Here is a 15,012-nt window from a genome sequence, read left to right as displayed (position 1 = left end):
TGCGCCATCTTAGGTCCAGCCAGCACGGCTTTAGACAATCGTGCCCGGGCCCCTGTCTGGGATCATTGAGGCGATGTAATTAGCCGGCTTATGGAGGTCGGAATGTGGATTTGCTTCAACGATAGCTTCGTCTCGATTGTTCAGGATCGAGAAAGAATCGAATCCCTGGTGGTCAGGGCTAGGACTCCAACCCACCTCGAACGCCTATTCCCCGGTCAGGAAATCGTGATGTCGCCAGGCCGGGATTATGCCTGTCGATATTTCACCTCACCGAATCAGCTGGTCAAGTTGCTCGCTGACAGGGTGGATACGATCGACTACACGAACTTCAAAGGCAGCGTGGCCGACCATCGGCTTCGCCGCCTCTACGGCGAATTCTGGTATCTTCATGCCGAGTATCAGAGGCGCGTCACGACCTAGCCGGGGCTGCTTTCTCCAGACGGGCGAGCCGTCCATCGATCTCGTGATTCAATTGAACGGAAAAGCTGGGTTTCCCCGGTGGCAGGGTCAGACTTCATTGGCTGGACAACGCGTTGCAGACCGCCGTCTCTAAAGATCACGGCAAACTGACGCGGAAGTGACCCACCCTTCGAGGAGAACTGCCTGCTATGTTCACCGATGGCCGGCAAGACCGAGGCATTCCCTAGGTCGATGCCTTGTGCGGCCACCTCGACTCGATCAACCAGCGCTTTCAACCGGGCCGCTACCCGGGACCTCAACCGAAACATGTCGCCACCCCCATCCGGCTTCCGGAGTTGCCCAACTAGGTCTCGGATCTCGTGGCTGCTTTCCTGGAACCGGGCGACGTCCGATTCGAACAAGCGCCGTTCGGCCACCAGCGCTCCTCTTTCGGCAGAGGCAGCTTCGATTTCCCGTTGGTAGCGCGCAAATTCCTTCCTGACAAAGTCCGATGCCAGTTCGGCGTCAAGGAGGAGCTGAAAGGTTCGGCTGCGTTCCTGTTCCAGCTTGGCCAGCCGATCGTCTAGCGCATGAATGGCCTGATCGAACCTGATGCGATTGGAGGTTTCCTCGTCGCCCCGCATGAGGGGTCGAAGGTCGACCTCCCCCACGAACGTCAAGAACGAGGCCTCGAAGTGATCGTACCGCCACGAATTATTTGAGCAGCCGATGCCACGGTGGAATTTGTCGCAGACTAGGTAGGTTCCGCCCTTCGGCCCTGGTCCCTTGTTGATATAGTGCATGGGCGAGCGGCAATACGCGCACTTCGCCAGTCCTGAAAACAGATTGCTGACAAACTCGCCCTTCCGGCCGGCGCCTCCCATCCGACGACTGGCCCGCGCCCCCTGGACGCGTAGGAAAAGTTGCTCGTCGACGACGGCGGGGAAATAGTCCCTGATCAGTTCTCCTTCCGGCACGCGCCGTCCGCCCACCATCTTGTGAGGCTGATACTCGCCGATCGCGGCCCGGTTCGTCAGAATTTTAGAAACGTAGGACGTCTGCCAGCCCCTCGACCTTCCAAAGGGCGGCACGGCAGACCGATTGAGACGCCGGGCAATCGAGAACGTTCCCAGGCCGGCAACTGCGTCCTCGAACATGGACCTCACCACCGACGCCCGGTCTTCATTGATCCGGAACGTTGTCCCGTCCGACGAAAGGTCGAGCCACGATGGAGCCAGCGAAGTTAGCTTCTGCTCTCGAATTCCTCGACGCTTATTGGTCCAAGCCTCAGCTAGGCGCCGGCTCTTGGTCTGAGACTCTTCGTGGGCTCGGCTCATGATCGCAAGGGAAACGACGAGTTGGCTGAAATCTGTGTTTTCCGAGGTGTAGACTTGGTCATCGGCCAGTGTGACGATCTTGATCCCAGCCTTGATCAGATCCGTGAAAAGCGAGAGCGAAGTGAAAACGTCTTGACGGCTGAGGCGGTCGAGGGATTCAAGCAGTAGGTAAGAACCAGGCGGAACTTCGCCTTTTTTAACGGAAATCAAGAAACGGCCGAGGCTCGACTCGACTGCCAAGTTGGCCCCCCTGAACGCCGAGACGCCGATGTCCTCTAGCCGAAACTCCTCGACCAGTTCGAGCCCATGTGTCTGGGCGTACCGTTCCGACAGTTCTAGCTGGCGACGCCGGCTGTCGCCGGTCAGCTGGGTCTCAGTCGACATCCGGATATAGGAGTACGCCCTGGGCGGTTGGGTTTTGCGCTTTGTCATCGGCGCTATCTGGGTCGACACTTCACCGTTGTCAATTAATTGCCCACAATATGCTGATGATCGGGCCGCCTGGATCGGGCAAGTCGATGCTGGCGCAGCGGCTGCCGTCGATCCTGCCGCCGCTGGCGCCGAAGGAGTTGCTGGAAGTCTCGATGATCGCCTCGGTGGCGGGAGAACTCGGCGAAGGCAAGCTGACCGACCGGCGGCCGTTCCGCGCGCCGCACCATTCGGCCTCGATGGCGGCGATGGTCGGCGGCGGCATACGCGCCCGGCCGGGCGAAGTGTCGCTCGCCCATCACGGCGTGCTGTTCCTCGACGAGTTTCCCGAATTCACGCCGCAGACGCTCGACGCGCTGCGCCAGCCGCTGGAGACCGGCGACTGCATGATCGCGCGCGCCAACCATCGGGTCACCTATCCGGCGCGCATCCAGCTGGTCGCAGCGATGAATCCGTGCCGCTGCGGCATGGCGGGTGAGCCGGGCTATCGCTGCCTGCGCGGCGAGCGCTGCCGCACCGATTATCAGGCGCGCATCTCGGGCCCGCTGCTCGACCGCATCGATCTCAGGATCGAGGTACCGGCGGTCTCGGCCAGCGATCTGATCCGGCCCGACCGGGCGGAGAAGAGTGCTTCCGTGGTGCTGCGCGTGGCGCGGGCTCGCACCATCCAGCGCGAGCGTTTCGAACGGCTCGGCGTCAGCGCCACCACCAACGCGCATTGCGCGCCGGCGGTCATCGAGGAGATCGCCATGCCTGATGCCGCCGGCCTGTCGCTGCTCAAGGACGCCAGCGAAAAGCTCGCCTTTTCAGCGCGGGCCTATCATCGCGTGCTGAAAGTGGCGCGCACACTGGCCGATCTCGACGCCAGCGAAACGGTCGGCCGCATCCACCTGGCCGAGGCGATTTCCTACCGCATGAGTTCGGAGCGCGTGGCGCAGGCGGCGTGACGCCCCCTCCAAGGGCTGGAAACGCAAGCGGCGGCACCTGCCCTTGGCTCTCATGAAACTTCGGCTCAGGCCGAGGGGCGCGCCTTCAGTTCCAGCCGCCGGGCGTGCAGCACCGGCTCGGTGTAGCCGTTGGGCTGGATGCGGCCCTTGAACACCAGGTCGCAGGCCGCCTGGAAGGCGATGGAATTGTCGAAGTCGGCCGCCATAGGCTGATAGAGCGGGTCGCCGACATTCTGCAGGTCGACGATGGCCGCCATGCGCCGCAGGGAATCCATCACCTGGATGCGCGAGCAGACGTCGTGGTGCAGCCAGTTGGCGATGTGCTGCGAGGAGATGCGCAGCGTGGCGCGGTCCTCCATCAGGCCGACATCGTTGATATCTGGCACTTTCGAACAGCCGACGCCCTGGTCGATCCAGCGCACGACATAGCCCAGGATGCCTTGCGCGTTGTTGTCGAGCTCACGCTGGATCTCGTCGGGAGTCCAGTTCGGCCGCACCGCGACTGGCACGGACAGGATATCGTCGAGCTTGGCCTTGGGCCGATTCTTCAGCGCCGCCTGCACGGCGCGGACATCGACCTTGTGGTAGTGTGTTGCATGCAGTGTCGCCGCCGTCGGCGACGGCACCCAGGCGGTGTTGGCGCCGGCCTTGGGGTGGGCGATCTTCTGTTCCAGCATCGCCGCCATCAAATCCGGCATCGCCCACATGCCTTTGCCGATCTGTGCGTGGCCGGCCAGCCCGCATTCGAGCCCGGTGTCGACATTCCAGGCCTCGTAGGCGGAAATCCAGGCGGCCTGCTTCATGTCCCCCTTGCGGATCATCGGGCCGGCTTCCATCGAGGTGTGGATCTCGTCGCCGGTGCGGTCGAGGAAGCCGGTGTTGATGAACACCACACGTTCCCTGGCGGCGCGGATGGCCTCCTTGAGGTTGACGGTGGTGCGCCGCTCCTCGTCCATGATGCCCATCTTGATGGTGTTCTTCGTCATGCCGAGCAGGGCTTCGACGCGGTCGAATATCTCGACGGCGAAGGCGACTTCCTCCGGCCCGTGCATCTTGGGCTTCACGACATACATCGAGCCGGCGCGGGAGTTGGCGCGGCGACCCTTCGGCGCGACATCGTGCAACGCGATCAACGCCGTCAGCGCCGCGTCCATGATGCCTTCCGGTACCTCGTTGCCGTCGCGATCCAGGATCGCCGGATTGGTCATCAGGTGGCCGACGTTCCTGACCAGAATCAGCGAGCGGCCGGGCACGGTCAGCGTGCCGCCGGCGGGCGCGGTGTAGGCGCGGTCGGGGTTGAGCTTGCGAATAAAACTCTTGCCGCCCTTGGTGATCTCTTCCGCCAAATCGCCCTTCATCAGGCCGAGCCAGTTGCGGTAGACGACGACCTTGTCCTCAGCATCCACCGCCGCGACCGAATCCTCGCAGTCCTGGATGGTGGTCAATGCCGATTCCAGGATGACATCGGCGATCCCCGCCGGATCGGTCCTGCCGATCTGGTTGTTGCGGTCGATCACGATCTCGATGTGCAGGCCGTTCTTGACCAGGAGCACGGCTTCAGGGTTGGCGGCGTCGCCGCGATAGCCGGCGAATTGCTTGGTATTGGCGAGTGTCGTGACACCGGCACCCTCGCCCAGCCGCAGCATGCCGTTGATAAACGAAAGCCCGTTGACGCCCGCCCACTTGCCCGAGGTGAGCGGCACCGACTGGTCGAGGAAATCCTTAGCCCAGGCAACGACCTTGGCGCCGCGCGCCGGATTGAAGCTCTTGCCTTTCCCGGCGCCGTCGGTTTCGGGAATGGCGTCGGTGCCATAGAGCGCATCATAGAGCGAACCCCAGCGCGCATTGGCGGCGTTGAGCGCGTAGCGGGCATTCATCACCGGCACGACCAGCTGCGGGCCGGCAACGACTGCGATTTCCGGATCGACATTTTCAGTGGAGACGCTGAAGGCCGGCCCCTCCGGGACGAGATAGCCGATCTCCTTCAGGAAGGTCTTGTAGCCCTCCATGTCGATGGGCGCGCCATGGTCGCGATACCAGCCGTCGAGCTTCTCCTGTATGGCGTCGCGTTTTGCCAGCAGCGCCCGGTTCTTCGGCGCTAGGTCATGGACAATGACCGAGAAGCCGTTCCAGAAGTCGGCCGCTTCGATGCCGGTGCCGGGCAGCACCTCGCCAGCCACAAAATCATGCAGCTCGCGGGCAATCCGCAATCCGGCGATCTCGATGCGATCGGTCATCAGGCTTCTCCAGATGAAAGGCTTTGCGGGCCTTTGGCATGTCAGGTTTGCCGGGTCAATTCAGCTTAGGGTGAAGGGCGAGCATTTACATCGCTTCATACGGCGTGCGCAATTCAGGTCAGGCCGAGCCGAAAATGGTGGTTTCCCAGAACCGGAGCGGTGCGTGCTTTTGGGTACGTGAGCACCGGAAGTGCAGGAAGCCGCCATTTGCAGGCCGGCCTGACCTGAATCTACACCGCAATCCTTGGCCTTCCCGAGGCGACCGCCACGACATGCGCCTCGATGAACATGCGCTGGGCTTCGACAGTGGAGACGCGGAATTCAGTCGCGACCTCGATCTCGGCACTGTCGGTGCCGGCATCCCTGGCGCGCTGGGCGACGATGGCCCGGACATCGGCTTCGGCTGCCGCGATCGCCGCAGCTTCATCGAGGAAATCGCGCACGGTTTCACCCGAGGCAAGTCGAAACAGCCCTTCCTTGGGCTGGCTGACCCGGGCCTCGGCCGAAACCCTGACCTGGCCGACGACGGCGCCGAGCGCGTTGGCGACGTCGGTGTCCTCCGGCACCACGCACTCATTGCCGATCAGCGGCGGCAGGCCGGCATAGTGCAGCGGCGCTGAAGCGCCGAGGCCGATGACAGGGCGGTCGAGAGCGACGCTCAGCCGGGCAATGCCGGGGTGAGAATCGACGGCGCGCTGCACCAGCGCATGCGCCACCGTCGACGCGCCATCGAGACCGTCCTCGGCAAAGGCGGTTTCGAGGATGTATTCCGCCGACCAGCGTGTCAGCGTAACCAGCACGCGCTCCGAGATCACCTCCGGCGACGCGGCGATGGGCTGGCCGCGGCCGTCACGCTTGCGCGCGAACAGTTCGGCGCCGAGGCGAGCGGCGACCGGATCCCAGTTCGCCTGCTTGCCCAGCACATGGGCGGCGTCCGACGGCGTGAAGCCGGCGACATGCACCAGCCCGCGCGACACCAGCCGGTTCAAGGTCGCGTTCTGCGCGTTGGAGGTCAAAAGCCGGTCGACGGCGAGCGGCACCGCGCCAATCGCCTCGTAGAGGCGGGCTTCGGCGCCGGTCAATCCGGCGGCAAGCCGGTCCGGCACGCCGGTGCGCACTGCAAAGCGGCCGTCCATGCGGCCGGGATTGGGCGCACGCAATTGCCGTTCGAGTTCCGCGGTGACGGCGGCGCCATGGGCCATCCCCGCCAGCGCCAAGGGCACCAGGCGGCGGGGCCCGAGCAGGATTTTCGGGTTGAGCGCACCATCCTCCAGCGCCACTTCGGAATCGCCGCCGAGGCCGAAGGTGCGCATGGCGACGGCCTCGACCATGGTGCGGAAGCCGCCGACGGTGGCGCCTTCCGGGTCGAGCCGCGGCCGGCCCTTGTCGAGCACGGCGACGTCGGTGGTGGTGCCGCCGATGTCGGAGACCATGGCATTGTCGAGCCCGGTCATGTGGCGGGCGCCGACCAGGCTGGCGGCGGGGCCGGACAGGATGGTCTCGATCGGTCGCTGGCGGGCAAACGCCGCCGACACCAGCGCACCGTCGCCGCGCACCACCATCAGGGGTGCGGCGATGTTGCGCTGCTCGAGAAAGCCTTCGGTTGCCGCCACCAGCCGGTCGATCATCGAGATCAGCCGGGCGTTTAGCAGCGTCGTCAGCGCCCGGCGCGGGCCGCCGAGCTTGGCCGACAGCTCGTGGCTTGATGTGACCGGCAGGCCGGTCTTTTCGCGGATCAGCTCGCGGGTGGCTATCTCGTGCGCCGGATTGCGGGTTGCGAAATAAGCGCAAACGGCAAAGCCGGAGACCGACACGCCGAGTTCCGGCAGCGCTGCCTCGAGCCCCGACAGGTCGAGCTTGGCCGCATTGCCGTGTACGTCATGGCCGCCGGGGCAGAACACCACCGGGTCCGTGCCGAGTGCAGCCTTCAGCCCGTCACGGGCGAGGTCGGCCTCCGAAAAGCCGATCATCACCAACGCCACGCGGCCGCCCTGGCCCTCGACCAGCGCGTTGGTGGCAAGGGTCGTCGACATCGAGACCAGCTTGATCGCGGTCGGATCGGTGCCGGCCTTCTGCAGCACCGCATCGACCGCGCCGGAAATGCCGACTGCCAGGTCATGCCGCGTGGTCAGCGCCTTGGCCTTGGCCAGCACCTTGCCCTTGTTCGGCCCCTCTTGCTTACCTTCCGTTTCAGACCACAGCACGGCGTCGGTGTAGGTGCCGCCGGTGTCGATCCCGAGGAACAGCGGCTTTGGCTTGGTCTTGGCGGTCATTTCTTATGGTGGTCCGGCTGGGTAAATTTTGTTTCCCTGCCCTTAGCCGATACGGAGCGGCCGATAAAGACGCGAGCGCTGGGCCACGGTGGAGTTCGATCTCCCCCGACAAGGGGGATTGGCAGTTCCGCCAAGGTTTCGAGATTCAGGTCAGGCCGAGCCGAAAATGGTAGCTTCCGAGAACCGGAGCGGAGCGTACTTTTCGTACGTGAGCACCGCAGGAAACCGTCGTTTGCAGGCCGGCCTCACCTGAATATCGACACCTTAGCCGACAAACCCCACCTTCTTATGTGTGCCATCGCAAAACGGCTTGTTGGCCGAGTGGCCGCAGCGGCACAGGAACGCGACTGTCGTGCGGTCGACGGTATGGCCGGTGCCGGTGACGATCTCCAGATTGCCCTCGAGCTTGAGCGGGCCGTTCTTCGTCGGAGTGACCTTGAGCGGACCGTCGCGCTTTTCCAGCGCCGGCGTGTCCTTCAGCGGCGGCTCGCCGGTGGCGGTGAAACCTGATTTGATGTGGCTGCCGTCGCAGAACGGCTTGTTCTCCGAAGCGCCGCAGCGGCAGAGCGTGGCTCGATAGAACGTCTCGCCGTCGAGCACGATCTCGGCATGCACGGCCAGCGGACCGTTTTCCCGCAGGCGCACGGTGTTGACCACCGGCGGCTGTTCCTGCGGGCCGCCGTCCTTCCTGATGTAGGTGATGGCGCCAGAGGGGCAGCTTTCGGCGATGGCGACGATCTTCTCGACGCTGGCCGCCTCGGGATGGATCCACTGCCCCGGCGCGTTGGGCACGAAAACATGCGGATCGCCGAGCACGCAGTTGCGCGAATGAATGCAGCGCTTGCCGGAGAACCCGACGTCGATCTTGTCGCTTTCGACCATACCGGCCATGGCTACGCTCCTGTTGCCTGAAGCGCGTCGCATCCAGACGGACAGACGCGGCGCGCTTTGGATATTTGTGCAGGCAATGTTTTAACGCAATTCCCGTCGGAACCGCTTCACACTTTTCCTGGAATTGCTGTACGGCTCCAGCAGGAAAACCGTCAAGCTGGCAAACCGGTCAGGGGACCAGATCGATTTCCTCGGTCTCGCCGCCGCTGCAGGTATAGCAGCAGTCCTCGCATTTTTCCTTGTTGCCGGGGCCGACGCCCCAATAGGTCTCCTCGTCGCCGTCGACCCAGGCGCCGTAACAGATCGATTCCCCTTCGTTGCAGGATATCGGCAAGGACTTGGTCTCGCCGTCATTGAGGTAGAAATCCTGGTTGTTGCCCGGCCAGACATAGTCGCGGTCCTGGCTGTAGAGCTCGAGGCGCATGGCATTGGGATGGCTGTTCTTGATGGCAAAGGTAACGTCGCCGGCATGTGCCGACGGCACGACCAGCATGACGAGAGACAGCGCGGCCAGCGTGCGGCGCGCGTAGGCATGAAACATGGTAACCCCCTGGAAAGACACGGCCTACCCGGCCGCGGGGCGACCATGGCACGCCGTGCGTGGCCGCTAAAGGGACGATTGCAACAATTCCGGACTGATTTTGGGGATATCGGAACTAAGGTACCAGATCGATCGTCTCGGTCGTGTGTTCCACGCAGATGAAGCAGCAGGTGTCGCAGGGCTGGTCGTTGTCCGGACCGACGCCGGCGGAGATGCTGTCGTTGCCGTTAACCCAGGCGCCGTAGCAGATGTGTTCGCCCTGATTGCAGGAGAGCGGCACCGATTTCTGCGAGGCGGGGTCGATCAGGAATACCTGATCGCTGCCCGGCCAGACCGTTTCGCGGTCGCGGCTGAACAGCTCGACCGCAACCGCTTCCTTGCGCAGGTTCTTGACGAAGAAGGCCATCTCGGCGGCCTCGGACGACGTGGTGAAGACCAAGGCAGCAAATGCAGCCATGCGAAACAGCGTCACGGTCTCGATCTCCCGAATCATGGCGCCAGAATCGCATGCCTGCCAGGAACTAGAAAGACGCAGGGTGCTCCGCCGCGATCTGCCGTCCCAGCCTCGTCACTTGACGCACCAGAAGGTCGAGATCCTCGCGCCGGGTGCGGTGGTTGGTGATCGCCACCCGCAGCCAATGCTGGCCATGTACGGTAGTGTCGGAGAGTGCTGCAATGCCCTCTTCCTGCAGCCGCAGCATGATTTCGGTGTTGAGCGCCTTCGGCGCCTCGCCGGCGAGGCCCGGCTGATAGCGGAAGCAGACGATGTTGATGGTCGGCAATGCTGCCAGCTCCAGTTCCGGCTCGGCCTCGATCAGCCCGGCGAGGTAACCCGCCTGCGCAATATTCTGGTCGATTAGACGTCCGAACTTGTCGGCGCCATGCTCCTTCAGCGCCATCCACACCTTGAGCGCGCGAAAGCCGCGCGACGTCTGCAGGCCGTAGTCGTGCAGCCATTCGCCGGAGGCGAGACCGCGCGGGGTCGATTCCAGGTATTCCGGCGTCACCGCGAAGGTCTTGCGATGTGCGACGGCGTCCCTGACCAGGGCGCACCCCACCTCGAATGGCGCGTGCAGCCATTTGTGCGGATCGAGCGCGACCGAATCGGCCCATTCGATGCCGGCGACGCGATGGGCATTTTCGGGTGCAATGGCGATCAGCGCGCCTATGCAGCCGTCGACATGGAACCAGAGGTCTTCCTCATGCGCCAGTTTGGCTAGCGCCCGCAGATCATCGATCGCCCCGGTGTTGACCGTGCCGGCCGTGCCGATGACGCAGGCCGGCTTGAATCCGGCCGCGCGGTCCTCGGCGATTGCTGCGCGCAAGGCAGCGATATCCATGCGCAGGCCGGCATCGGTCGGGATGCGGCGCAGCGCCCGGTTGCCGAGGCCGAGCGCTTCCATCGCCTTGCGGTGGCAGGAGTGGATCTGGTCCGAGCCATAGAAGCGTAACGGCTTCTCGATGGCGGCAACGCCATGCTCGCGCACGTCGATGCCGGCCTTGACGTTGCGCGCCACGGTCAGCCCGATGATGTTGGCCATCGAGCCGCCGCTGACCAGCGTGCCGCCGGCGGAAGCCGGAAAACCCAGCATCTGCTTGCACCAGTTGACCACCTGGTTGTCCATCAGCCCGGCGGCGTGGTTGCCGCCGCCGAGATTGGAACCCTGGATTGCCGCCAAAAAATCGCCGAGCGCGCCAGCAAAATTGCTCGACCCCATGTACCAGGACCAGAAGCGCGGATGGATGTTGCCCATCGGATAGGACATCACAGTCCGGGAGACCTCGTCATAGACAGCGGCGAGTGGCGCCGGCGATCGCGGCAGGGGTGCCGCGAAGACATCTCTCACATCCGCCGGCATCTCCCGCCATACCGGGCGGTCGCGCACGTCGCGTAGGTAATCGACCGCATCGTCGATGACCCGGTGCGACAGGGCCTGCACATCGGCCCAGTCCTGAGGATCAAGCGTTTCCTCGGTCATGCCAAGGGTTTCTTGCACCATGTCCATGATGGGTCTCCGTCAAGCCGCCGGAAACTGGCAGCCGGGCGTCGAGCGCGACAGGGCGATCTCGTCGGCATCCATCTCGGCCTCGATTCCGTCGAACAGCGGCGTCGACATGTAGCGTTCGCCAGTGTCGGGCAACATGCACAGGATGACCGCGCCGGCGGGCGCCCGTTCGGCGACCTGCCGCGCCACCGCGAAGGTTGCGCCGCCGGAAATGCCGGTGAAGATGCCTTCCTGGCGTGCCAGCGCCTTGGCCCATTTGATGCCCTCGGGCCCGGCAACCGGCATCACCTCGTCATAAAGGCTGGCGTCGATCGCTTCCTGCAGCACGTTGGGGATGAAATCCGGCGTCCAGCCCTGGATCGGGTGCGGCTCGAAGGCCGGGTGGGTGGCGGCGGGAGCGCCGTCGGCACCGCGCTGCTGCGCCTTGCCGCTGCCGATGAGCTGCGCGTTGGCCGGCTCGGAGAGCACGATGCGTGTCTCCGGCCGTTCCCGCCGCAGCACGCGCGCCACGCCGACGACAGTACCGCCGGTGCCATAGCCGGTGACAAAACTGTCGAGCCGCGAGCCGGCAAAATCATTGATGATCTCGCGCGCCGTGGTCGCCTCGTGGATGGCGGCATTGGCCGCCGTCTCGAACTGGCGGGCGAGGAACCAGCCATTGGCCTCAGCCAGTTCCACCGCCTTCTTGTACATGCCAAAACCCTTCTCGGCGCGCGGCGTCAGCACCACCTTGGCGCCCAGCATGCGCATCAGTTTGCGGCGCTCGACGGAAAAACTGTCGGCCATGGTGACGACCAGCGGATAGCCCTTCTGCGCGCAGACCATGGCCAGCCCGATGCCGGTGTTACCGCTGGTCGCCTCGACCACCGTCTGGCCCGGCTTCAGCGCGCCGCTGCGCTCGCCCGCCTCGATGATGTTGAGCGCCAGGCGGTCCTTCACCGAGGCGCCCGGGTTGAAGAACTCAGCCTTCACATAGATCTTCGCATGGGCCGGTCCGAGATTGTTGATACGCACCACCGGCGTGTCGCCGACGGTGTCGAGAATGCTGTCGAACAGGCGGCCGCGGCCGGCGGTGGTCCTGATTTTCTGCTTCTGCAACATCTTTTTATCTCCTCGATCGTTTGCCATCACAAGCCGGTTACAAACCGGCGGGTTGGGCGGCGAGGTTTCGAGACCTGGCCGCGCTAGGACAGACATGCCGGCATTGCGGCAATGGCGGCATCCGGCACGGGAATACGCCGCCGGATGCGCTTTGTCGGTTTCGGTGATACAGCAAGGGCCGACAGGCCAGCGTGGGAGCAGGCGTGGAAACGCACGTGGAATCCACTCGAACGAGACTGGACGGCCAAGCGACCGGCCTGTCTGTGCGCCTGCTTGGAACGCTGACGATCTCCCGCAACGGCGTTGCGGTGGCGCTGCCGGCCTCACGTAAGCTGCGCGCGCTGTTTGCCTATCTGGCGCTGGCGCCGCACGCCGTCGGCCGCAGTCGCCTGTGCGAGCTGTTGTGGGACGTGCCCAACGATCCACGCGGCGAGCTGCGCTGGTGCCTCAGCAAACTGCGCGGCGCGCTCGACGAGCCGGATCGCCGCCGTGTCTCCACGCAAGGCGACACGGTCGCGCTTGACCTCGGCGATTGCCTGGTCGATGCGCTGGAGGTCAGCGACGCTGCGGCGCAAGGGATCGGCACCCTCGATGCGGAGCGGCTAGGGACGCTGGCCAAACTGTTCGCCGGCGATTTCCTCGACGGGCTGGAGCTCGAACGCAGCCCGCATTTCAACAGTTGGCTGGTCGCCCAACGCCGCCGTTTTCACTCATGCCAAGTCGCCGTGCTGGAGCATCTTGTCGCAAACCATCAGGCTGACACTCCGGATGTGTCCGCGCATCTCGACAAATGGGTCGAGCTGGCGCCGTTCGACACGCGCGCGCATCTGGCGTTGCTGGCCAATCTGGCGGAACGCGGTGAGATCGGCGCGGCCGAGCAGCATCTGGCAGCGGCAGAACAGTTATTTCAGTCGGAGGCGATCGATTTCGGACCGGTCAATGCCGCCTGGCGGGCGATGCGTGAGCAACGGCCAGCCGTCTCGCAGTGGGCGCCGCCGGCCGGCCTGTCCGCGGTATCGCAATTGGTCGCCGCACCCGGCGATACCGGCCGGGTCGAGCCGAGCCATGCCTCGCTCGCCGTCATGCCGTTTGTCGAGGAAACCGGCGGGGTGCGCGGCGGGCTTGCCGACGGTTTTACCCACGACATCATCACGCGCCTGGCGAAGCTCAGGGATTTCTTCGTCATCGCGCGCGGATCGGTGTTTGCGCTGGCTGAGAAGAACATCGCACCCGAGGATGCCGGCCGGCGGCTGAATGTCGACTATGTCGCCACCGGCACGGTGCGCAGCCCGCTGGGCCGCCTCATTGTCAGCGTCGAACTCATCGAGGTGCGCACGGCCAGGATCGTCTGGGCCGAGACGTTCGAACGCCGGTCCGACGACATCTTCGGCTTGCTCGACGATATCGGCAACAGCATCGTCTCGTCGATATCGGCCGAGATCGAAACGGTCGAGCGCAATCGCGCCATGCTCAAGGCGCCCAATTCGCTCAACGCCTGGGAGGCCTATCACCGCGGCCTCTGGCACATGTACCGCTTCACCCAGGTCGAAAACGAGCAAGCGCGGCATTTCTTCGACATGGCCTTGCGGCTTGATCCGACCTTTGCCCGCGCCTATGCCGGCCTGTCCTTCACGCATTGGCAGAACGCCTTCCAGCGTTGGGGCGACCGCGACCGGGAAAGCGCGCTGGCCTTCGAGAGCGCCGGCCACAGCCTGCTTGTCGACGACCACAATCCGGCCGCGCACTGGGCGATGGGCAGGGCGCTGTGGCTGCGTGGCGAACAGGACGGTTCGCTTCTCGAACTGGAACGGGCGGTGGACCTCAGCCCCAACTTCGCGCTTGGCCATTACGCGCTGTCCTTCGTCCACTCGCAGTCGGGCGACCCGCAGGCGGCGATCGGCTCGTCCGACCATTCGCGCCATCTCAGCCCGTTCGACCCGCTGCTGTTCGGCATGCTGGGGGCGCGGGCGATGGCGCATGTCCGGCTCGGCCAGTTCGAGGAGGCGGCCGAATGGGCGCTGAAGGCAGCGGCACGACCCAACGCTCACGCCATCATCCTGGCGATCGCCGCACACTGCCTGGCGCTGGCGGGCCGGCTTGACGAGGCGCAGGGCTTTGCCGCTGCCATCCGCAAGACCTTGCCGAACTATTCAAGCGACGATTTCATCGGCACCTTCCGCTTCGATCCGGATGCCGCGGCACTGTTCCGGCAAGGCGCTAGACGCCTCGGGCTGGGCTGAAGCCGGGGATCATGGCCCGGAACTTCGCCTCAATTCCGCCGGGTTAACAAAGTCGGAAGGAGTTGCTTAACCGTTCCCGGCTATGTCACGCCCGGGGGGTCTGACAAAGTGAGTATGATGAGCAACAGCCCCGACAAGCGCAACGAATGGCGCGCCATCTTTTACGTGCAAGCCCGCGTTGCCATCCTGTTCGTGCCGGTTGTGGCCAGCCTGCTGATCATAGCCGCCCTTGCCGGCAACGAACGCAAATCCGTTCCCAGCACGATCGACCCGACCGTCACAGGCTCCGTGCGATAAGGCGGCCGCTGGCTGTTTCCCTCTCGGCGAGAGCGGCGTCTTTGGCTGGGAACGCTATGCTGCGTCGGACATTGTGTTTCCAGCGATGGAGGACATGATGACGAGAGCCCTCGACGTGAATGAGAACACCGCGCAAAATCCCAAGCGCCCGCCGCAGCCGCAGACCGATGACGACCTGAAGAAAAAGAAGGTTGAAGGAATAGCCTTCCAGGTGAACGAGAACAGCGTGGACAACCAGGAGCCCGCCTCTGCATCGCCAAAGCGAGGTTGAGCGCGAAATCCGGTCCTCTGACGATCAGGCAAGAGCCCGGGAA

The 15,012-nt window shown here is 64.3% G+C and carries 13 protein-coding genes; 5 read left to right on the top strand and 8 right to left on the bottom strand.

The genetic code is table 11. From position 1 onward, the window contains the following. Positions 1-102 precede the first annotated feature (102 nt). Positions 103-420, top strand: coding sequence for a hypothetical protein (locus AC1D2G_RS02970; RefSeq protein ID WP_477411900.1), 318 nt, complete (start codon positions 103-105; stop codon positions 418-420). On the opposite strand, the gene AC1D2G_RS02965 is transcribed toward AC1D2G_RS02970, so the two are convergent. Next, on the bottom strand, positions 417-2,168 hold the full coding sequence (locus AC1D2G_RS02965; protein ID WP_477411898.1) for a recombinase family protein: 1,752 nt from the start codon (positions 2,166-2,168) through the stop codon (positions 417-419). The genes AC1D2G_RS02970 and AC1D2G_RS02965 overlap by 4 nt on opposite strands. On the opposite strand from AC1D2G_RS02965, the gene AC1D2G_RS02960 reads away from it, so the two are divergent. After that, on the top strand, positions 2,162-3,112 hold the full coding sequence (locus AC1D2G_RS02960; protein WP_477411896.1) for a YifB family Mg chelatase-like AAA ATPase: 951 nt from the start codon (positions 2,162-2,164) through the stop codon (positions 3,110-3,112). The genes AC1D2G_RS02965 and AC1D2G_RS02960 overlap by 7 nt on opposite strands. Positions 3,113-3,177: 65 nt before the next feature. Here the strand turns inward: AC1D2G_RS02960 and AC1D2G_RS02955 are convergent, their stop codons facing one another. From AC1D2G_RS02955 to AC1D2G_RS02925, 7 genes are all read right to left on the bottom strand, one after another. Next, positions 3,178-5,349, bottom strand: coding sequence for a malate synthase G (locus tag AC1D2G_RS02955; RefSeq protein ID WP_477411894.1), 2,172 nt, complete (start codon positions 5,347-5,349; stop codon positions 3,178-3,180). Positions 5,350-5,579: 230 nt separating this feature from the next. Continuing rightward, a complete protein-coding gene (locus AC1D2G_RS02950; protein WP_477411892.1) occupies positions 5,580-7,622 on the bottom strand; it encodes a hydantoinase/oxoprolinase N-terminal domain-containing protein in 2,043 nt (680 codons plus the stop codon). A 264-nt stretch (positions 7,623-7,886) separates the two neighbouring features. Then, the gene (locus tag AC1D2G_RS02945) at positions 7,887-8,513 is read right to left on the bottom strand and encodes a CDGSH iron-sulfur domain-containing protein (RefSeq protein ID WP_477411890.1); all 627 of its coding nucleotides are present in this window, start codon (positions 8,511-8,513) and stop codon (positions 7,887-7,889) included. 169 nt (positions 8,514-8,682) lie between these two features. Further along, a complete protein-coding gene (locus tag AC1D2G_RS02940) occupies positions 8,683-9,054 on the bottom strand; it encodes a hypothetical protein (protein ID WP_095083724.1) in 372 nt (123 codons plus the stop codon). Positions 9,055-9,169: 115 nt separating this feature from the next. Next, positions 9,170-9,547 (bottom strand): hypothetical protein, encoded by a 378-nt coding sequence (locus AC1D2G_RS02935; protein WP_457150284.1) that lies wholly within the window; start codon positions 9,545-9,547, stop codon positions 9,170-9,172. A 28-nt stretch (positions 9,548-9,575) separates the two neighbouring features. Beyond that, positions 9,576-11,060, bottom strand: coding sequence for a pyridoxal phosphate-dependent decarboxylase family protein (locus tag AC1D2G_RS02930; protein WP_477411888.1), 1,485 nt, complete (start codon positions 11,058-11,060; stop codon positions 9,576-9,578). A gap of 12 nt (positions 11,061-11,072) precedes the next feature. Then, positions 11,073-12,161 carry a PLP-dependent cysteine synthase family protein gene (locus AC1D2G_RS02925; RefSeq protein ID WP_477411886.1) on the bottom strand — a complete coding sequence of 363 codons (1,089 nt, stop codon included), beginning with the start codon at positions 12,159-12,161 and terminating at the stop codon, positions 11,073-11,075. 215 nt (positions 12,162-12,376) lie between these two features. Here AC1D2G_RS02925 and AC1D2G_RS02920 point away from each other — a divergent pair, with 215 nt between their 5' ends. From AC1D2G_RS02920 to AC1D2G_RS02910, 3 genes are all read left to right on the top strand, one after another. Next, positions 12,377-14,401: a transcriptional regulator gene (locus AC1D2G_RS02920; protein WP_477411884.1), complete on the top strand. Its 2,025-nt coding sequence runs from the start codon at positions 12,377-12,379 to the stop codon at positions 14,399-14,401. 117 nt (positions 14,402-14,518) lie between these two features. Then, positions 14,519-14,698 (top strand): hypothetical protein, encoded by a 180-nt coding sequence (locus tag AC1D2G_RS02915; protein WP_164548818.1) that lies wholly within the window; start codon positions 14,519-14,521, stop codon positions 14,696-14,698. Between the two features lie 97 nt (positions 14,699-14,795). Further along, positions 14,796-14,969: a hypothetical protein gene (locus AC1D2G_RS02910; RefSeq protein ID WP_477411882.1), complete on the top strand. Its 174-nt coding sequence runs from the start codon at positions 14,796-14,798 to the stop codon at positions 14,967-14,969. Positions 14,970-15,012: the final 43 nt, after the last annotated feature.

It is taken from the genome of Mesorhizobium sp. P2_C7 (genome assembly GCF_056404515.1).
Note: the sequence above shows the minus strand (reverse complement) of the source record. Positions and strands in the feature narration are given on the sequence as shown.